This window comes from Paenibacillus sp. FSL K6-1318 (genome assembly GCF_037976905.1).
In the GTDB taxonomy this organism is placed as follows: Bacteria; Bacillota; Bacilli; order Paenibacillales; family Paenibacillaceae; genus Paenibacillus; species Paenibacillus amylolyticus_A.
In genome coordinates this window covers 3,574,592-3,590,707 of sequence record NZ_CP150270.1, presented here as the reverse complement: position 1 = coordinate 3,590,707, position 16,116 = coordinate 3,574,592, and the positions used below count along the sequence as shown (strand labels likewise).

At 40.7% G+C, this 16,116-nt stretch carries 15 protein-coding genes; 2 read left to right on the top strand and 13 right to left on the bottom strand.

Annotated features, from left to right (window positions below; all coding sequences use genetic code 11):
• Nucleotides 1-17: 17 nt before the first annotated feature.
• The 6 genes from NYE45_RS15760 to NYE45_RS15735 form a co-directional block, all read right to left on the bottom strand.
• Complete coding sequence (locus NYE45_RS15760; protein WP_340013072.1) at nt 18-1,145, bottom strand: Ger(x)C family spore germination protein; 1,128 nt, start codon at nt 1,143-1,145, stop codon at nt 18-20.
• Nucleotides 1,142-2,236 (bottom strand): endospore germination permease, encoded by a 1,095-nt coding sequence (locus NYE45_RS15755; protein WP_340013071.1) that lies wholly within the window; start codon nt 2,234-2,236, stop codon nt 1,142-1,144. Before NYE45_RS15755 ends, NYE45_RS15760 begins: the two co-directional genes overlap by 4 nt.
• Before the next feature lie 3 nt (nt 2,237-2,239).
• On the bottom strand, nt 2,240-3,733 hold the full coding sequence (locus tag NYE45_RS15750) for a spore germination protein (protein ID WP_340013070.1): 1,494 nt from the start codon (nt 3,731-3,733) through the stop codon (nt 2,240-2,242).
• A gap of 277 nt (nt 3,734-4,010) precedes the next feature.
• Entirely contained in the window at nt 4,011-4,847 is an 837-nt protein-coding gene (locus NYE45_RS15745; protein WP_340017383.1) for a helix-turn-helix domain-containing GNAT family N-acetyltransferase, read from the bottom strand.
• A 235-nt stretch (nt 4,848-5,082) separates the two neighbouring features.
• On the bottom strand, nt 5,083-6,369 hold the full coding sequence (locus NYE45_RS15740) for a diguanylate cyclase (RefSeq protein WP_340013068.1): 1,287 nt from the start codon (nt 6,367-6,369) through the stop codon (nt 5,083-5,085).
• A 473-nt stretch (nt 6,370-6,842) separates the two neighbouring features.
• On the bottom strand, nt 6,843-6,962 hold the full coding sequence (locus tag NYE45_RS15735) for a hypothetical protein (RefSeq protein ID WP_340017382.1): 120 nt from the start codon (nt 6,960-6,962) through the stop codon (nt 6,843-6,845).
• Between the two features lie 192 nt (nt 6,963-7,154).
• Between NYE45_RS15735 and NYE45_RS15730 the strand changes: the two genes are divergently transcribed.
• Nucleotides 7,155-7,529: a collagen-like protein gene (locus NYE45_RS15730; RefSeq protein ID WP_339308332.1), complete on the top strand. Its 375-nt coding sequence runs from the start codon at nt 7,155-7,157 to the stop codon at nt 7,527-7,529.
• A 197-nt stretch (nt 7,530-7,726) separates the two neighbouring features.
• On the opposite strand, the gene NYE45_RS15725 is transcribed toward NYE45_RS15730, so the two are convergent.
• Nucleotides 7,727-8,299, bottom strand: coding sequence for a TetR/AcrR family transcriptional regulator (locus tag NYE45_RS15725; protein WP_340013067.1), 573 nt, complete (start codon nt 8,297-8,299; stop codon nt 7,727-7,729).
• 139 nt (nt 8,300-8,438) lie between these two features.
• Here NYE45_RS15725 and NYE45_RS15720 point away from each other — a divergent pair, with 139 nt between their 5' ends.
• Nucleotides 8,439-9,203 carry an SDR family NAD(P)-dependent oxidoreductase gene (locus NYE45_RS15720; RefSeq protein WP_340013065.1) on the top strand — a complete coding sequence of 255 codons (765 nt, stop codon included), beginning with the start codon at nt 8,439-8,441 and terminating at the stop codon, nt 9,201-9,203.
• 146 nt (nt 9,204-9,349) lie between these two features.
• Here NYE45_RS15720 and NYE45_RS15715 read toward each other — a convergent pair whose 3' ends face one another.
• The 6 genes from NYE45_RS15715 to NYE45_RS15690 all read right to left on the bottom strand — a co-directional run bounded on the left by NYE45_RS15715 (nt 9,350) and on the right by NYE45_RS15690 (nt 16,087).
• Complete coding sequence (locus tag NYE45_RS15715) at nt 9,350-11,089, bottom strand: ATP-binding cassette domain-containing protein (protein WP_340013063.1); 1,740 nt, start codon at nt 11,087-11,089, stop codon at nt 9,350-9,352.
• 267 nt (nt 11,090-11,356) lie between these two features.
• Entirely contained in the window at nt 11,357-11,983 is a 627-nt protein-coding gene (locus NYE45_RS15710; protein WP_340013062.1) for an ABC-2 transporter permease, read from the bottom strand.
• A complete protein-coding gene (locus tag NYE45_RS15705; protein ID WP_340013061.1) occupies nt 11,980-12,840 on the bottom strand; it encodes an ABC transporter ATP-binding protein in 861 nt (286 codons plus the stop codon). Before NYE45_RS15705 ends, NYE45_RS15710 begins: the two co-directional genes overlap by 4 nt.
• A 5-nt stretch (nt 12,841-12,845) precedes the next feature.
• Complete coding sequence (locus tag NYE45_RS15700; RefSeq protein ID WP_340013059.1) at nt 12,846-13,220, bottom strand: GntR family transcriptional regulator; 375 nt, start codon at nt 13,218-13,220, stop codon at nt 12,846-12,848.
• An 18-nt stretch (nt 13,221-13,238) separates the two neighbouring features.
• Nucleotides 13,239-13,415, bottom strand: coding sequence for a DUF6440 family protein (locus NYE45_RS15695; protein ID WP_340013058.1), 177 nt, complete (start codon nt 13,413-13,415; stop codon nt 13,239-13,241).
• Between the two features lie 392 nt (nt 13,416-13,807).
• Nucleotides 13,808-16,087 (bottom strand): S-layer homology domain-containing protein, encoded by a 2,280-nt coding sequence (locus NYE45_RS15690; RefSeq protein WP_340017381.1) that lies wholly within the window; start codon nt 16,085-16,087, stop codon nt 13,808-13,810.
• Nucleotides 16,088-16,116 lie beyond the last annotated feature (29 nt).

Below are 16,116 nucleotides of genomic sequence, written 5' to 3'. Positions count from 1 at the left end.
ATTTCTCGTTAGTTCAATTACTCCACTGCTCCAGTGGCCCCGATTCGAAGATTAACTTCCACATCAAAATGTGCTCGGGATAGTTCCTTCCCCCAGTCGGCCTGTGCTTCCTTGTATAAGGGATACTGATATGCCCTGGCATAAAAGCCATACCCAAAAGGATCGATATTATAGTCTTGGCACTTTCTAATGAGCGCCTCAATGCTTTTTTTCATTTCTTTGCTTAATTTATTTGCCATTTCCTCGGAATTTTCCAGAAGTTCAAATTCAAGAAACTTTTCATTTATGCTGACGATCGACTTCACTTTAATGTTGAATTGAAATCTGCCATTTTCATGAGAGGATTTCGTTTTTAACGATATGTCACCTAAAGAAAAACTCACTTTGTCGATATTAAATGGCAATGATTGTTGTGAATCATCAACAGGAAAAGTGAGACTGACTCCTGGTTCAGCTTCATTTTTCAAAATGTGAAGAAGTGACGTTTCCTGATAGGTCAGGGAAGTTCTGTACTCCCCTTTTCGGGATAAAAGAGTCGTTCCTTTTAGCATGATTTTATTATTTTCGATCTTGATTTCCGAGATGGAAGGCGTCATCGCACGATCATACAATTGTCTATGTAGCTCCTGCGCGGTTGTTTTTACAGTAGCTGAACTTTTGCTTCCTGAATCGACAATCGCTTTGATAAATAAAGGTAACGGCGGTTGATCTTTGGCTTGTAAATTGAAAATATCCTCCATTGGACCGTCAAAAGCAATAATGCGGTCGGTAATCGTATTGCGAGGATCGCGGAACATGACATCAAGTACTTTAAACCAATCCTTATATTGAAGCAATTGTTTCCCTACAATGATGACTTGAAAATTACGTCCCGCAAGTGAACCGGGAAATTGGGCATCCTGCTGATTTCTCGACTGTCTTAAACCTTCTGCTATTCCTTCCCCTTCACGGCTTTTCTTTTGAATATCTTTACTGAATACAGGAGTAGAAATATAATAATGGAGCTTTTTATCTTTGACATCCAATCCAAGAGCCAAAGGAACCGTTGCATCTTCCAAATTGGTTTTATCATTGGCACAACCTACGAGCGCAACTAATAAAATACAGGAAACAACCGAGATAATGAATTTTCCGACCCATCTCATCTGCGTTGCCCCCCTCCCATCTTTTTGCGGATCGCTACATATAGAAGAATGCCCGCAGGCAGAGCAAACTCCATCATAAAACCAATATAATTGAGTGCATAGTTTATTTGAGTAGATTCGATAAAGCTGGGCCGATACAGGAGAAAGCTAATCTCAATGACAATACACCACACGGCAAGGTGGTATCTTTCCTGACCTTTTCCCACCAGCGACGCGGAGCACCTTGATACAAGATACATAGAGGGAATCCATATGCATGAGAACACAAATAGATAAAATGCAATGAATACCACTTCCACCCGCTCAATAAACTGAAATTCAACGGACTTCATAATGCTAATCACCGGGTCGTTATACTCCCCGATCTCATCAGGGCTAAAATACACGTAACAAATCAGGGTGATTCCTAAGTAAACGATGCAAGTGAGCGTGTTGGAGATGATCATGGCAGGTAATGCTTTTTCTTTGTTTACTAGTTGGGGATAGAGAAACAAAACCAGGCCGATGCCAAGCATAGGATAGATCATAAATTTTATGGATGAAAGAATCGGAAGCCACCCCTCCTTTAAGATGGGCAGTAAATAGAGCCAGTGGGCATTACTCAGTGTAGATATATAAATGAACGGAATCCATATGGAGAGCATTGTGACTATTTCGCTGTACCGCCCGATCGCCTGAAAACCATGCTGCGCAATCTGGAATGTGGGGATGAGCAGAAGTAGAACTAGAATATAGATATACGTGCTTGGCAATAACCATAATTTAATAACGAGTGAAGCGATCATGTAACCGTCATATGCCAGAAGCAAATAATAGACCATAAATATAAAAGCAGCTACTTTTGCTGCCCACACGCCAGTATAACGCTGAATCAATTCGAGTATTGAACTGTCTGGACTATGTTTCATCAGCTTGACGATTACTACAGAGGATACCGTGGCCAGCCCCCAGCCTAAGAAAATGACCATCCAGCCATCTGTTCCCGCATGCCTCGCCAGCTCTCTGGGAATAGACAAAAAAGCAACGCTGATTTGGAAAGAAGAAATAATAAGAATGAATTGAAGCATCGTTACCGGGCGTAATGACTTCATGGTTTATTTCTTCTCCTTCCATCCTCTGCTTTTTCCCTGCCTTATCGACTGGCGGGATTTCGTGCTTACAGGGCGGTTGTTCATCATCCACAAAGGCAACCGCAGTAAGGTATCCTTCCAATCCATGGCCCGAAATGGTGCTATAGGTGTGCTATAGGAATTACCGAGCGAGTTTAATGTTATTAGCCGGATGATGAAGCTCATCATGCCAATGACAAGTCCTACAAATCCGAACCAGCTAGCTAGTATCATCATCATGAACCGCATAATTCGTACAGCTGCCATCATGTCTTGATTGGGAATAATAAAAGATGAAATAGCTGTAAAAGCCACCACGATAACCATTACATTGCTGATTAATCCTGCCTGCACAACTGCCTGTCCAATGACAATACCACCAACGATTCCTACGGTTTGTCCTACTGGAGCTGGAAGACGAACTCCCGCTTCCCTTAGCATCTCAAGTGTAATTTCCATAATGATCGCTTCAACAAATGGTGGGAATGGAACTTGCCCCCGTGACTCACCAAGCGTTAATAACAGCTTCAATGGTATAATCTCAAAATGAAACGAAATGACGGCTATAAAAAATCCAGGCAAAAAAATAGCGATGAAAAAGGCAAAGATGCGCAATATTCTGAGAAATGACGAAATGGACCATCGAGAACTGTAATCATCAACCGTTTGAAAAAAAGACATGAACGTAGCCGGCGCAACGAGAACACTTGGCGAACCATCGACTACAATGACACAACGCCCCTGCAGTATTTGAGAAGCAGCCGTATCCGGTCTCTCTGTCGTAATCATTTGGGGAAGCAACGCAAGCGGTTGGTCCTCAATAAATTCAGCCAATTCTCCGGTGTTAATGATGGCATCCACATCAATGGATTGAATCCGTTCTTCGAGCGCTTTAATGATGTCCGGTTGGGTCACATCTTCTAAATAAAGCAAAGATACTGGCGTTTGTCCCCGCTGTCCAACAATATACCGCTTCACCTTTAACTCTTTGTCCGCAATATAACGACGGATCATGGCTATATTTTGAGAACCTGTCTCTATAAACCCTTGATGAGCTCCTTTCAGTGAGGGCTCTTGCTGAGGATCCTCAATAGCGCGTTGCGGAAATCCTTTTGTATCCAATGCGTATGCAGTACTTCTTCCTTCAATGAATAACACGCTGTAGCCGAGTATAATGGAAAGTCTGAGCTCTTCCCACGTGGAGTGAGGTTTGACATAACCCACTGTTGTAATGAAATCTCCGGAGGGATTTCCGGTTTCTAGTTGAAGCGGAGCAAGGACATTCTGATTAAGTGATGCTTTATCTGTTAATTCTTCCATATAGATTATGGCGGCTGGTTCTCCGGTCTGTTTTATGCATAACTTTCGGATGATTAAGTCGGGGGTATTCGTAAAGATTTCTTCAATTCTACCAATGGATTCGTTCAAACTTTTGGTGATATTCTCCTCTTTTGTATTCGTGGCAGTATGTTCATCCACATGATTTACCTCCCTTCTTCCAGCAACATTTCCTTATTATGACGATTATTCTCTTCGATATACATCGAGGGTTGTTCACAGGTACACTTTGAAGTTTGAAGTCAACGTTTCAGCTCCATAAGATCACTATTTCGAAAGGTATTGATGTACTCCGTACGCATACAAAAAAAAGCAGCCCGTGCGGGCTGCTCCTTAAAACTCTCTGAGAGTTCTGTATTTAGATAGATCATCGTCCTTTAAATCATGGTTGTTATCATTATATATCGGGTTTCATAGTCTAATTTTTTTCATTCAGATGGAGCTCATAGGTCTGTTCGATATGACGCGAACCCCATGAATGGTTTTCATGTTCGGAAATTTTTCTAAACCCTGCTCTTTCATACATGCCTATGGCTGTTTTTTGGTCTTCTGTTGTCTCCAGCATGATACGTTGGTAACCCTTTTCAGTGCAGTAATTCATCACTTCCTGGAAAAGTTTTTTCCCGAGTCCCATTCCTCTAAAATTCGGATGCAACATAAACCATCTGAGCTGTACACTTTCAATGTTTTGGCCAATAATAGCTATACTACCTATGATTTCTCCATCCAATTCCGCTAACCAGAACCGATCCTTGTCTGGGTTATAGGCGATGAGCATATCATAAAAGGTTTTACAAACATATGCTTCAAATATATGATTATATCCGCATTCCCTTGCGTAAATCCACCCATGTAAATGAATGAGCATACCGACATCTCCTGGTTTCAAAACAGACCGAATTTGTATGCTCTGCTCTGCAGAAATATCCGACAGTGCCCTTTCTATAGCAGTCATACCCCTGATCATGCTATCTTTGCTTCGTTCTGGTAATTGAATAACCATATTACGAATCTGATCATCAGATAGATCATTCAGTTTTGAAAGTGTTTCTTCACCTAGGGCAGTCAAGTACAATAAGGAGGATCTGCCATCTTTTTGAGATTGTACACGGTAAGTTAAAGCCAATTTTTCGAAACGTTTCAATATTCGGCTTAGATAGCCCGCGTCAATGCCTAGAAGGTCAATGAGTGTTCTGGCAGTGCAATTATCTGTATTTCCAATCTCATATAGAACTCGAGCTTCCGAAAGTGAAATATTGCTGTTCAGCAGATGCTTATCCAGTAACCCTAGAGGAACGCCTCATATAATCAAGTTCCGCCTTGGGTTGCTCCATCCGTGGTACTGAAGAATTGATTTTCGTAGTAGAGAATTTGAATACAACAAACAGCGCCGTCACTTTTAATTGAATCAGCGCTGTCGTAGCTGGTAGATCTATTTTTCATTGTCAGTGTTCTTATTATTTCGGGAAGAACTCATCGCAAGTATACATTCAGGGCTTTGACAAGTCACGGAATGAGTAGATGCGATATGTATTTTTGCCTTCCGCTTTGGCAAGATAAAGTGCTGCATCTGCTTTTTGAAGCAGTTCTTTTACTGAATCGTCTTCTTCATAGAAGGCAATACCGATGCTTGAAGTCGTATAGAGCTCCTCCCCATCGAGGATCCAAGGAAGTTGCAATGTTTTTAAGATGTTTTCAGCCAAAAGACTGAGTTCTGAGGAGGATTTGACGTGAGGAAGTACAAAGACAAATTCATCACCACCCATTCTGGCCAGAACATCTTGTTCTTGGAGACAAGCTCCTGCCCGCTTTACAAACTGTCGAAGCAATTCATCCCCTGCATCATGACCTAATGTATCATTGATCTGTTTAAAATTGTCTAGATCAGCAAACATGACGGCTAACTGACCAACGCTTGTCGTTCCTGCACTCAAAACATCACTGAGCATTTTATTGAGATATCTCCGGTTAGGGGCACCGGTAAGTGCATCATGATAACTTAATTGTTCCAGTTGAACTTGATGCTTTTTGCGCTCTGTAATTTCTCTTCCCACGAGCATCATGTTTTTGAAATCACTGTCCTCGTCGAACATGGGTGTTCCTTTCATCTCCAGCCATACAGGATAGCCCTGTTCGTGCTGCCGCTCTATTTCATAGGTAAAGGGCTTTCTCAAAAGCAACATACTCATAAATACTGTACGAAACTTATCGTCCACATCTCCATTTGGTTGGTAGAATACCCATTTACCTATATATTCTTTTGGATCGAAGCCAAGCACCATTTTATGAGAAGGAGAGGCGTACTCCACAATGCCATCCAGGTTGATCAACTGGATCAGATCGAGGGAATTATCGGCTAAGAGTCGATAGCGCTCTTCGCTTTCTTTCAAAGCCTTAAGCAGCTGCCTATACTCCGTAATGTTTTTAGCCACTCCAAAAATACCATTTACCTTACCTTCAAAAAATAAAGGAACTTGCTTAATTTGCAAATAAACGATATCTCCATTTTTATGATGGGCTTCGGCAACATATTGACACGATGCACCCTTTAAGACCTCCGAAAAATATCGGATGATCAAATCAAGCTGATGTTGACAAAAGAGATCTTTGTAGGATGAACCCATAATTTCACTCTTTTGAAATCCTAAACACTCTTTAACCCCTTCATTTACTTCTACGATCGTCCCTTCGTTGGAAACGATAAACGTGGCATCTGGATTGTGATTTATGATTGATCTAAATGCTTCAATGGACTGCTCGCTCAAAAACTCTTTCATACTTTCCGATCAATCCTCCGCTAGCATGGCTGAATTAGTAGAATTACTATATAATATTTTAGCAAATTTTGTCTTCATTTAATATTACTAAAATTATCCAGTTTCAGTAGGGTTGGTAGTTAACATGGAAGTCATTTATTACCTTTATCATCTTCAAACGACCACCTATTCCTATAAAGATGAAGTACTTTTGAATACATAAATCTCTTAAATTGCAGATCGGATGAGTTTCCCTCCCGTTAGTTGTGTCCTGTATTTCTGTTTTGATCTCATTTTGATTTAAAAATTTTATTAAATCATTACTCAGCTGCACAATCTCAGGAATCGAGCATGCAATACTCCATCTTTTATCTGTCCGCCGAATCCCGGAAAAGATGGTAAAAGTCTATCTCCTGCGATATCCAGCCACGAAGAAAATCCAATTGAATTACTAGTCAACTTAACTATATTTTTGCTTTGATTATCTTTTAGCGCTAACAATGCTGATTCGGATCGATCATAACGAAAGGTAACGAAATAAATGATTTAAATCGATTAGATTGTGTAAACAGGGTTACCTCAAGCCCTGCTTCAATAAACTTAATTGCGTACATGCTCCCGATGACACCTGCACCAAAAATTAAAATTCTATCTGGATCAATTAGAATTAAACGTTCCACCCAAACCATTCCTTAACGCCTGACAGGGTTATGACCAAATTAGCGGCCTTCTATAGGCTCCCACCCATTCCCCTGTTCAATTGCCTACATACAATACATTAGACTAATGAACAGGAGTGATGTTATATGACATTTTTACCTCCTTTTGGACCTGGTGGAGGGTTTGGCGGACCTGGGGGTCCCGGAGGACCTGGTGGAATGCCTGGTCCGCCATCGTTCCCCGGGGGTGGAGGAGGCGGACCACAAGGCGTGCAAGCACCTACCGGTCCGCCACCATCATTCATTCCACAGCAACCGGCTTCGTTATTTGCGGTAGATCCGAGAGCCATATCCGGCTGTCTGTTTCGCTACACATATATTTGGCCGGATCGTGGTCCCGGCTTCTGGATGTACCCGGTATTTGTAGGTAGAAATTCGGTGGCTGGCTTCCGCTGGAATGGCTTCTTCTGGCTGTACACCGGCATTGATCTGCAGCGAATTAGCTCGTTTAGCTGTTTCTAGAAGTAATCCCCCTGTATGCGGATCAATCCGCATACAGGGGGATTTACATTTATCTTATAAGAATAAATATACGTTAGCTACTCAATCATTAAGGATCATCAAAAAGAGACGTAATTACAATAGCGCCAAGAGGAATCAATAAATAAACCCAAAGTGGATTATTAGGAGCTTCACCAGGGGGTGTTCTCCACCTTAAATTACACTATTTTTTCAGCATTTCCCTTCGGAATAGTGACCCCGCAGAACTCATACAAAATATCAGCCATATACGTATCACTTTCTTTCATGCCATTTAACGCCCATTCGATTAAAACGCAATAAAATCCACCTACATAAAACTTAGCAATATAGTTTTCTTTGAAAGAATCGTCGTAGGTTTTAACTACAATTCTTGTGGCTAATTTGTGCAGGTATTCATTACACTTGGCCAGCAATAAGTAACTAACGTTGGACTTTACCAGATTTTCTACTAAGATTTTCTCATTCCTGAAACATCTGAAAAATAATAGTGTTGAATAATAATTATCAAAGTTCTCCCCTGCCAATGCCTGATCAAAAAAGTCAGTAAACACTTGATCAATGCGTTCCACGATTACATCCTCAATAATGTTGTAATTTCTATAGAACCCCATGCGTGAAACACCAGCTTTTGTACACACCTCGGTAATAGATATATTATTTAAATTTTTGGTTTGCATTAATATCATGAGTGCATCGAAGATCCATTCTTTCGTCAGTGCACTTCTGAGTTGATTAGATGGGTTTGACATTACAACATCTCCTTTTATGTCACACTTGCCTTAAAACGCATTGATATCTTTATGTTATACACATTATACTGAGCTCAACAAGACGTTACAACAGTAACATCTTAGCGTTTAGCAAATAAAATTTGAGGAGGAATATAACATGTTTAAGAAATTGCAAGATACGGTGGCGTTGGTAACTGGAGCAAGTAGTGGAATCGGTGAAGCGACTGCCAGAAGGCTCGCTGTTCAAGGAGCAACCGTTGTCCTTGTCGCACGTCGTAGAGATCGATTGGAGAATCTGGCTTCCGAGCTAAAGAACCTTGGAGGTGAGGTTCTTGTAATAGAAACAGATATAACAGATAAGAAGCAAGCGGAACATGCAGTTCAGCAGGTTATCGATAAATATGGACGTTTGGACACCGTTATAAATAATGCAGGACTCATGTTAATCGGGGGTGTGGCAGAGGCGCCCTCAATCGAATGGGAACGGATGATATCCGTGAATATAAATGGGTTGTTATACATATCCCATGCTGCACTACCGCATCTAATCCAATCAGCCATGACTTCCGAACGGAAAGTTACTGATTTAATTAATATTAGTTCAGTATCTGGACGCAAACCATCGGCAGGGCAAGCGGTATATAGTCTCACGAAATCTGGTGTTGCAGCGTTTACTGAAGCGCTGCGGCAAGAGACTGCCGGGCTTAACGTTCGTGTGGCTGTTTTAGAGCCAGGTGCAGTGGGAACGGAACTAGGTAATCACTTACGTGACGACGTGCGTGAACAACTTTCTAATATTCTGAGCCATATTGAAGTTCTTGAAGCAGAAGATATTGCGGAAACGATTGAATTTATTGTTACTCGCCCACGTCGCGTTGCGGTCAACGAGATTTTAGTTCGTCCAACGGATCAAGCAATGTGATTCTGATCCGATTCTTTTCTTATTAGATACGGTTGCGATACATTACGCATAAACATGATTGACCTTCGATTGGACTACTAAACAAAAAAAAGTCGCTAAGATAGCGACTTTTTTCTGGTCTATCATTTCAATCCAAGCGTTGTAACTTAAAGCAACTTAATCAGCTCTTCTAGCTCATCAACCAAACCTTTGGCAAGTTCAAAATTAGTATCTTTTAAAGCCAATTCGATTTTCATTTCAACAGACTTTTTCTTTTGTTCATTTTCTAGATAGTCTTCATCAAAATGACTAGTATAAATCATCTGTCTAAATTCTTCTATACTCATTTTACTAATCGTCTTGTCCTCAATAATTAGAACATAATCCATACCATTGACAACAGAATAGAAATCATGAGAAATCATGATAATCGCACCTTTGTAGTCTTCAATGGCTTTCTCCAATGCGATTTGAGTATAGATGTCTAAATGGCTTGTCGGTTCATCAAGAAGCAATACGTTGGCTTGACTGGCAGAAACTTTAGCTAATTGAAGCATATTTTTTTCTCCGCCAGATAACGATTCGATCTTTTGATCAAGGATTTCTCCTTCAAAGCCATAGTCTGGAAGATACGATCTAATCTCGTCATACGTTTGAAACCCGGAATCTATGAATTCATTTAGTATGGTATTCGAATCTTTGAGCATTTCGCCTTGTACCTGAGATAAATAAGCCACATTAACATCCGCATTGATTTCAATGGAATCCTGATTGTTTTTAAAGATTTCTCGCAGTAAAGTCGTTTTCCCGGTACCGTTTGGACCGATCAGGGCTACTTTATCTGTCGATTTTATCTCGAAGTTCACATTTTCCAAAAGCAACTCGTCAAAGGCAACGCTATAGTTATTGACGTTTACCACAACGGTGTCTTCCATTTCCTTATCGGTACCAAAACGGATATTCGGCTGCTTGATATCGACAAATGGCTCTTTTATTCGACGTGCTTCCAATCTCTCTTGAAACTTGACTCTGGCTTTTAACGCTCTGCCTCTGGAGGCTTCCGAATTATATGTGGCGATCTCTCTAAGATTGTCGATGATGTGATCGTATCTCTCAATTTCTTCAGCTTCAGCAACTGCGATTTCTTGCAGCTCGATCTTAGTCTGAAGCAACGAGAAGTTGTAATCAATATAGCGCCCGTCAAACTCTTGAAGCTCTGTGTTTTCCAGGTGTATGATTTTGTTGAAACAATGGTTCAATAGATATCGGTTGTGCGTAACGACCAGCAGCATTCCCTTGTGGGTGTTAATCAATTTTTTAAGCGCGTTCAGGTTTTCAAAGTCTAAAAATACATCGGGTTCGTCCATAATCATTAAGTCTGGACGATTCAGCATTTCCTTCATCACTTGAATAAGTTTGAATTCCCCGCCACTTATGGCGGATATACTAAGGTCTTTGAGCTTCATGAGGTTGGCCAGGTTTAGCTGCTTATTAATGGTTTTTTCGAAATTATCCCCATCCATCGCCTCGAAGGCATCCAAAGCTAATTGAACCTTTTCCATAAGGGAATCCATATCCGATGTGGTTTCCATTTCAGCATAAATGGCTGTGATTTCATCTTGTATCTTGATGAATTCTTCTGCGATGTATTCAAAAACGGTCATATCTTTCGTTTTGTCTACTTGCAAAAACTGACTCACATACCCGATTCTGCAATCGGGGTCTATCTCTAACTTGCCCTCGAACAAATAACGTTCCGGATCCATCAGGATATCGATCAGTGTACTTTTCCCACTGCCGCTTGTTCCAATAAAAGCACAATGTTGTGTCTCTTCAAACGTAAATGAAATGTTTCTATATAGTTCCTTTTGTGGAAATGAGAAGGATAAGTTTTCAACTTTTATCATAGTGTTACCTTTCTTTATAACTAAATTGGTGGCTATTATTGAATATATTGTCGAACACAGACTTTTAGAGTAACACTGTTTACCACCAAGTACAATCGATTTTTAGCCCTCCAGTGTAGAAATGAGTATCGAACGTTATGAATGAATGCAAAGAGAGCCGATAACTGCGATTCTGCTCGCGGTCATCGGCTCTGCGCTTTAGCGTCTGGCTCTGAGATAACGGATCATTCGGTTGTACTACATTGATTAAAGTTACCTGTTTTTGCATCATAATTCTTTACGACTTAGCCATCTTGGGCATAGGATCCATGAGAGTATATATACGACTACACTAAAGGCAGCTACGATTCCATATACTAAAAGCAGATTTTCTTCGATGTTCATATAGTAGCCTAGCAATGTTCTTAATCCTGCAATGGCAAGGGCAGTAACTACATAAGAAAGGATTATTCCGGCAATACTTTTTTCTCCATCGAGTAAAAAAGAACTAGGGATATTCACACTGGCTGGAAGAAATGCAAGAATCAGCGCAAAGGATACATTCACATATACAGCAGATGACTCAAAGCTAGATAATATCATTGAAGCAATTACACAAATGATCGTAGCAACCAAAATTCCAAATAAACTAAGGAGCACATACAAACCATATTTGCTTGAAGCGCTTTGAATCCTTGAGACAGGGAGCGTAGCGCAAAATTTATCCCACTGCGCTGTTTTGTCACTTTGAATGCTCATTACCGCCATCATTCCAAATGAGGTTCCTGCGATCACAATCAAAAGCCAAGGAGAGCTTACGACGGACAAAACGATTCCAATGACGATCATTAATATTAGGGGGATAAGCAACGCATCCTTAATAGCATAGAAATCTTTCAGCATAAGCCCTCTCATGTTCTCTCCCCCTTGATATACAACAGCATAATATCATCAATTGTGGCAGGATCAATCACTGCATTCGGGTATTTCTTTTGTGCCAAATCTTTATCGTCAACTAATACTTCCCAAGCATAATCCTGCTTCCGGTAAGCGATTATATCTTGTTTGTCAAGGGCATCATACTGTGCTGTACCACATTTAATGATCCCGTACTTATATCGCAATTCATCCTTTGGTTTGTTAAAAATAACCTTACCGTTATGAATGAATACGATATAATCAGCAACTTTTTCCAAATCACTTGTGATATGTGAGGATACCAGGATAGAGTTGCTTTCGTCCTGCACAAATTCCAAAAATAGATCCAGAATATCATCGCGAACAACAGGATCAAGTCCGCTCGTCGCTTCATCCAGGATCAGAAGTTTGGAACCGTGCGAAAGTGCGACAGCGATAGACAGCTTCATTTTCATCCCTTTAGAAAACTCTTTGATCTTTTTGTTTGCAGGTAAGGATAGTTCATTTAGCAAAGAATAGTATTTCTCTTCGTCCCAAGCTGCAAAGATATTTTGGAAGACACGGTTTAGCTTTTTAGGTGATAATCCTTCCGGGAAATTACTGCCGTCAAAAACAACACCAATCTGATTGCGAACGGCATTATCAATTTCCTGATCCTGCTTGCCCAAAATCGTCACCGTGCCGGAATCCTTATTTTTCAATCCAAGAATCGAATTGATCGTTGTGCTCTTTCCTGCCCCGTTCTGGCCAATCAACCCTACAATCGACCCGCGAGGCACATGAAATGATACATTGTCCAGAACAAAGTCGTGATAAGTCTTTGTCAGTCCATTTACAGTCAAAGCATGATTCATGATCATTACTCCTCCTCATAGAACAGCTTTAATAACTCAATGAGTTTTTCGACAGGGATCCCATTTGTACGCCCGATATCTGCGGCTTCCTGCAAAAGTCCCTCAGCTTTACGCTGGATTTCTTCTTGATAGAAATTTTTGTTTTGCGCGGATACAAAACTTCCCCGTCCTACGGTAGTCTCTATAAAACCGTCCCTCTGCAAATCCTCATAGGCCTTTTGAACAGTAATCACACTGACATGAATAGATTTTGCCATAGCGCGCATCGATGGAATGGGGTCGCCAGTCTTTAATTCCCCACTCATAATCATCGCTTTGATCTGTGATGTTATCTGTTCGTAAATGGGCTTACTTGTATTGCTGCTTATGATAATCTCCATATACATACTCCGATTAGATTATTTTTTTAGTAAAGGTTTACCCTCTTTATCCAGTAACACGGTAAGTCCTGATCCAACATTAGGGAAAATAGCTAGTAGATATTGCACTCCAGTTTCTTTGTCAGTGATGACTTGTGTCATTACTGCACTTTCCGCTTGAGTATGTTCCACTCCAAATCGAGGTTCATTTTTCATCATTCTCCTCCTTACTTTGCGTTTAAACACCGTTCTGTTAAAAATTCGGCGCTGCAACCTGTACTATATTGTACTTATTATACAAGTACAATATAGTACACAGGAGTACAATTGTCAATTATGCTTATAAAGTCTTTAGTACTTCCCCATCAATCCTATTACGCTGTTCAGTCAGCTTTTAGACGAACTCGGAATGGATCGTTTACATGTCGCAGCTCACGATCTAGGTGGAAATGTGCCGAATATATCGACCGTTTCTGCAATCAACAGCCATGAGTTAGGATGATACAGAAAAAAACACGAGGCGCGAATGCAGTCCCTCGTGTTTTTCTATTTACCGTAACTAAGATATGCACCTTCCGAATACGTTGCTGATTAATGTAATTAGATGCTTATTGTATAACATTCAAGGCTCGGTACATCATTGCCACAAACTGTGCACGTGTCACGGGTTCATCCGGCTTAAATTTTCCGTTATCCCCGAGTACAATCTCTAGTTCTGCCAATGCAGCGATGTAATCATAGCTCCAATGCGTTGTAGGTACATCTTGGAAAGCAACTGTTCCACCAGGTTTTATTCCAAGGGCCAGCGTCAAAATTTTGGCCATCTCTGCACGAGTCAGCGAATGATTCGGATTAAAGTTCCCCTTTGTTCCATCCACTATTCCTGCTTGTTGCAGTGACATGATGACTTCATAGTAAGGATGGCTTGGGGATACATCAGAAAACGAAACTGCCGCACGTATGGGTTTAATCTCGAAAGCACGTGTGAATAGTAGAGCCATATGATGGCGCTTGATGTGTTCATTCGGGTGAAAAGAACCGTCGGGATACCCTGCTATTATCCCTTGACTAGCTAATTCCTCAATCATTTCTTTTGCCCAATGTCCTGAAAGGTCGTCAAAAGTAACGACGGGTGGTTCAGGTTCAGGTTCAGATTTGGATTCGTCTGGTGTTGGTTGCGGATCGGGTGTTGGTACGGGTATTGAATTTTGAGGAGGCGGTGGATTACTTCCTCCTCCATTATTGTTAGAAGAATTGTTCATATTCCACTTTGCATATAACGTACTATTCGCCGTAACGACATCTTTCTTAAAGTTCCACTGGTTAATGAAGGCTGCTTCTTTAAACCAACCACCAAATGTATAATCTGGTCTGGTTGGAGCAGTCGGCTCTATCGCTGTTGCGTTATAAAATAGATTCTGCGTTGCGACAACATTGCCTCCATTTGATTCAAATGACAAGGTATAAGAATTCATTTTCCACATGGCATGCAGTATGACATCTGAAGCGTTAATAGTGAACGTGTTATTTGCCACATAATTCATCCCACTACCATCTGCTTCTGTATTCCATCCATTAAACATAAAACCAGTCCTGACTAAATTCCCACTATTATCAGATACTGTAACGTCATGTCCATTTTCGTAAAATTGACTATCGACTGGTTCTTGTCCGCCAGTAGCACCATTTCCGTCGTATTTAACGGTATATCTAACTGGAGCTTGTTTATTGATACTGAATGTTATGGTAGTTGAGTTACCGGCGCTATCCGTAACCACGAGTACATAGGAACCATCAGTATCCACAGTCGTCCCACTCACAAAAGAACCACCATTTAGTGTTGCAGCACCTTCGTTAAATGTAATGGTTCGTGAGGAAGTATAACTTCCTCCTTCTGCTACACCACGAACAACAGGTGCGGTCGTATCCAAAATGATACTATTTTGAGCTGAACCTACATTACCTGCTCGATCGATAAATCTTACGTATACCGTCTTGATTCCATCTCCCGCTGGCAAGGTAAAGCTTTTGCTTGGGCTATAGCTCTCTTCTGAAGACCAACCATTATTGTCCGTTGAAAATTGCATTTTAACAATTTCATTAGCATTTGCATCAGGTGTTACAAGGAGATCTACCTCTCTCACTGTTGTATAGGTAGCACCGCCATTAATCGTTAGAGTTCCCGTTGGAATATTCGAGTTCAGAGAAAAATTCCATTTATACAGTGGAGATACATTTCCCGCCGCATCTATTAATTGAATTCTTACAGACTTTTCTCCGTTAGTACTTCCTACCCCGATGGAAAATTCTGAATGATATGGTTGAGTGGTGGATACAGGAGAATCATTAACCGAATACCTCATATGAACGATATCGTTCACACCTGAATCTGGTGTAATTCTCACATTCACATATTGTTGATTGGTGAATAAGCTTCCATTATTTATTAGCACAATTGCAGTAGGAGGCGTTTTATCTATCCTAAATTGTACCATTTCTTGTTGGCCTCCAGATGTAACTACAAGAGTATAAGTGCCTTCAGCACTAACCGTCGTTCCACTTGTAAAGGGACTACCGTTCAGTGTTGCTGTTCCGACATTAAATTGTGGGATAACATTTGTGTTGTATATACCGCCATCTGTAACACCTGTAATTTCGATGTTCACTTGAACCTCTAATGGATCACCAAACGTTCCTTGATAGCCAACATCAAGATATCCAGGATTTACATCCTCATAAACCATTCTAGTATGGATACCCTCGTAAACGATTGAAGTGTCCTCAGATACATAGATTGGTGTTGTAACCTTATTGGCAGAAGCCAAACTTTGATGATCATAAAATAGGATGAATGGTATACAAATTATTACAACTAGCAAACTTGACATTTTTCTCACCACGTACACTTCCTTTCATG

Bases quoted from the DNA above. Each gene is read 5' to 3' on its own strand.
- NYE45_RS15760 (WP_340013072.1), bottom strand. From the start codon at position 1,145: ATGAGATGGGTCGGAAAATTCATTATCTCGGTTGTTTCCTGTATTTTA.
- NYE45_RS15755 (WP_340013071.1), bottom strand. From the start codon at position 2,236: ATGAAGTCATTACGCCCGGTAACGATGCTTCAATTCATTCTTATTATT.
- NYE45_RS15740 (WP_340013068.1), bottom strand. From the start codon at position 6,369: ATGAAAGAGTTTTTGAGCGAGCAGTCCATTGAAGCATTTAGATCAATC.
- NYE45_RS15735 (WP_340017382.1), bottom strand. From the start codon at position 6,962: ATGTACGCAATTAAGTTTATTGAAGCAGGGCTTGAGGTAACCCTGTTT.
- NYE45_RS15730 (WP_339308332.1), top strand. From the start codon at position 7,155: ATGACATTTTTACCTCCTTTTGGACCTGGTGGAGGGTTTGGCGGACCT.
- NYE45_RS15725 (WP_340013067.1), bottom strand. From the start codon at position 8,299: ATGTCAAACCCATCTAATCAACTCAGAAGTGCACTGACGAAAGAATGG.
- NYE45_RS15720 (WP_340013065.1), top strand. From the start codon at position 8,439: ATGTTTAAGAAATTGCAAGATACGGTGGCGTTGGTAACTGGAGCAAGT.
- NYE45_RS15715 (WP_340013063.1), bottom strand. From the start codon at position 11,089: ATGATAAAAGTTGAAAACTTATCCTTCTCATTTCCACAAAAGGAACTA.
- NYE45_RS15710 (WP_340013062.1), bottom strand. From the start codon at position 11,983: ATGAGAGGGCTTATGCTGAAAGATTTCTATGCTATTAAGGATGCGTTG.
- NYE45_RS15705 (WP_340013061.1), bottom strand. From the start codon at position 12,840: ATGAATCATGCTTTGACTGTAAATGGACTGACAAAGACTTATCACGAC.
- NYE45_RS15700 (WP_340013059.1), bottom strand. From the start codon at position 13,220: ATGGAGATTATCATAAGCAGCAATACAAGTAAGCCCATTTACGAACAG.
- NYE45_RS15695 (WP_340013058.1), bottom strand. From the start codon at position 13,415: ATGAAAAATGAACCTCGATTTGGAGTGGAACATACTCAAGCGGAAAGT.
- NYE45_RS15690 (WP_340017381.1), bottom strand. From the start codon at position 16,087: ATGTCAAGTTTGCTAGTTGTAATAATTTGTATACCATTCATCCTATTT.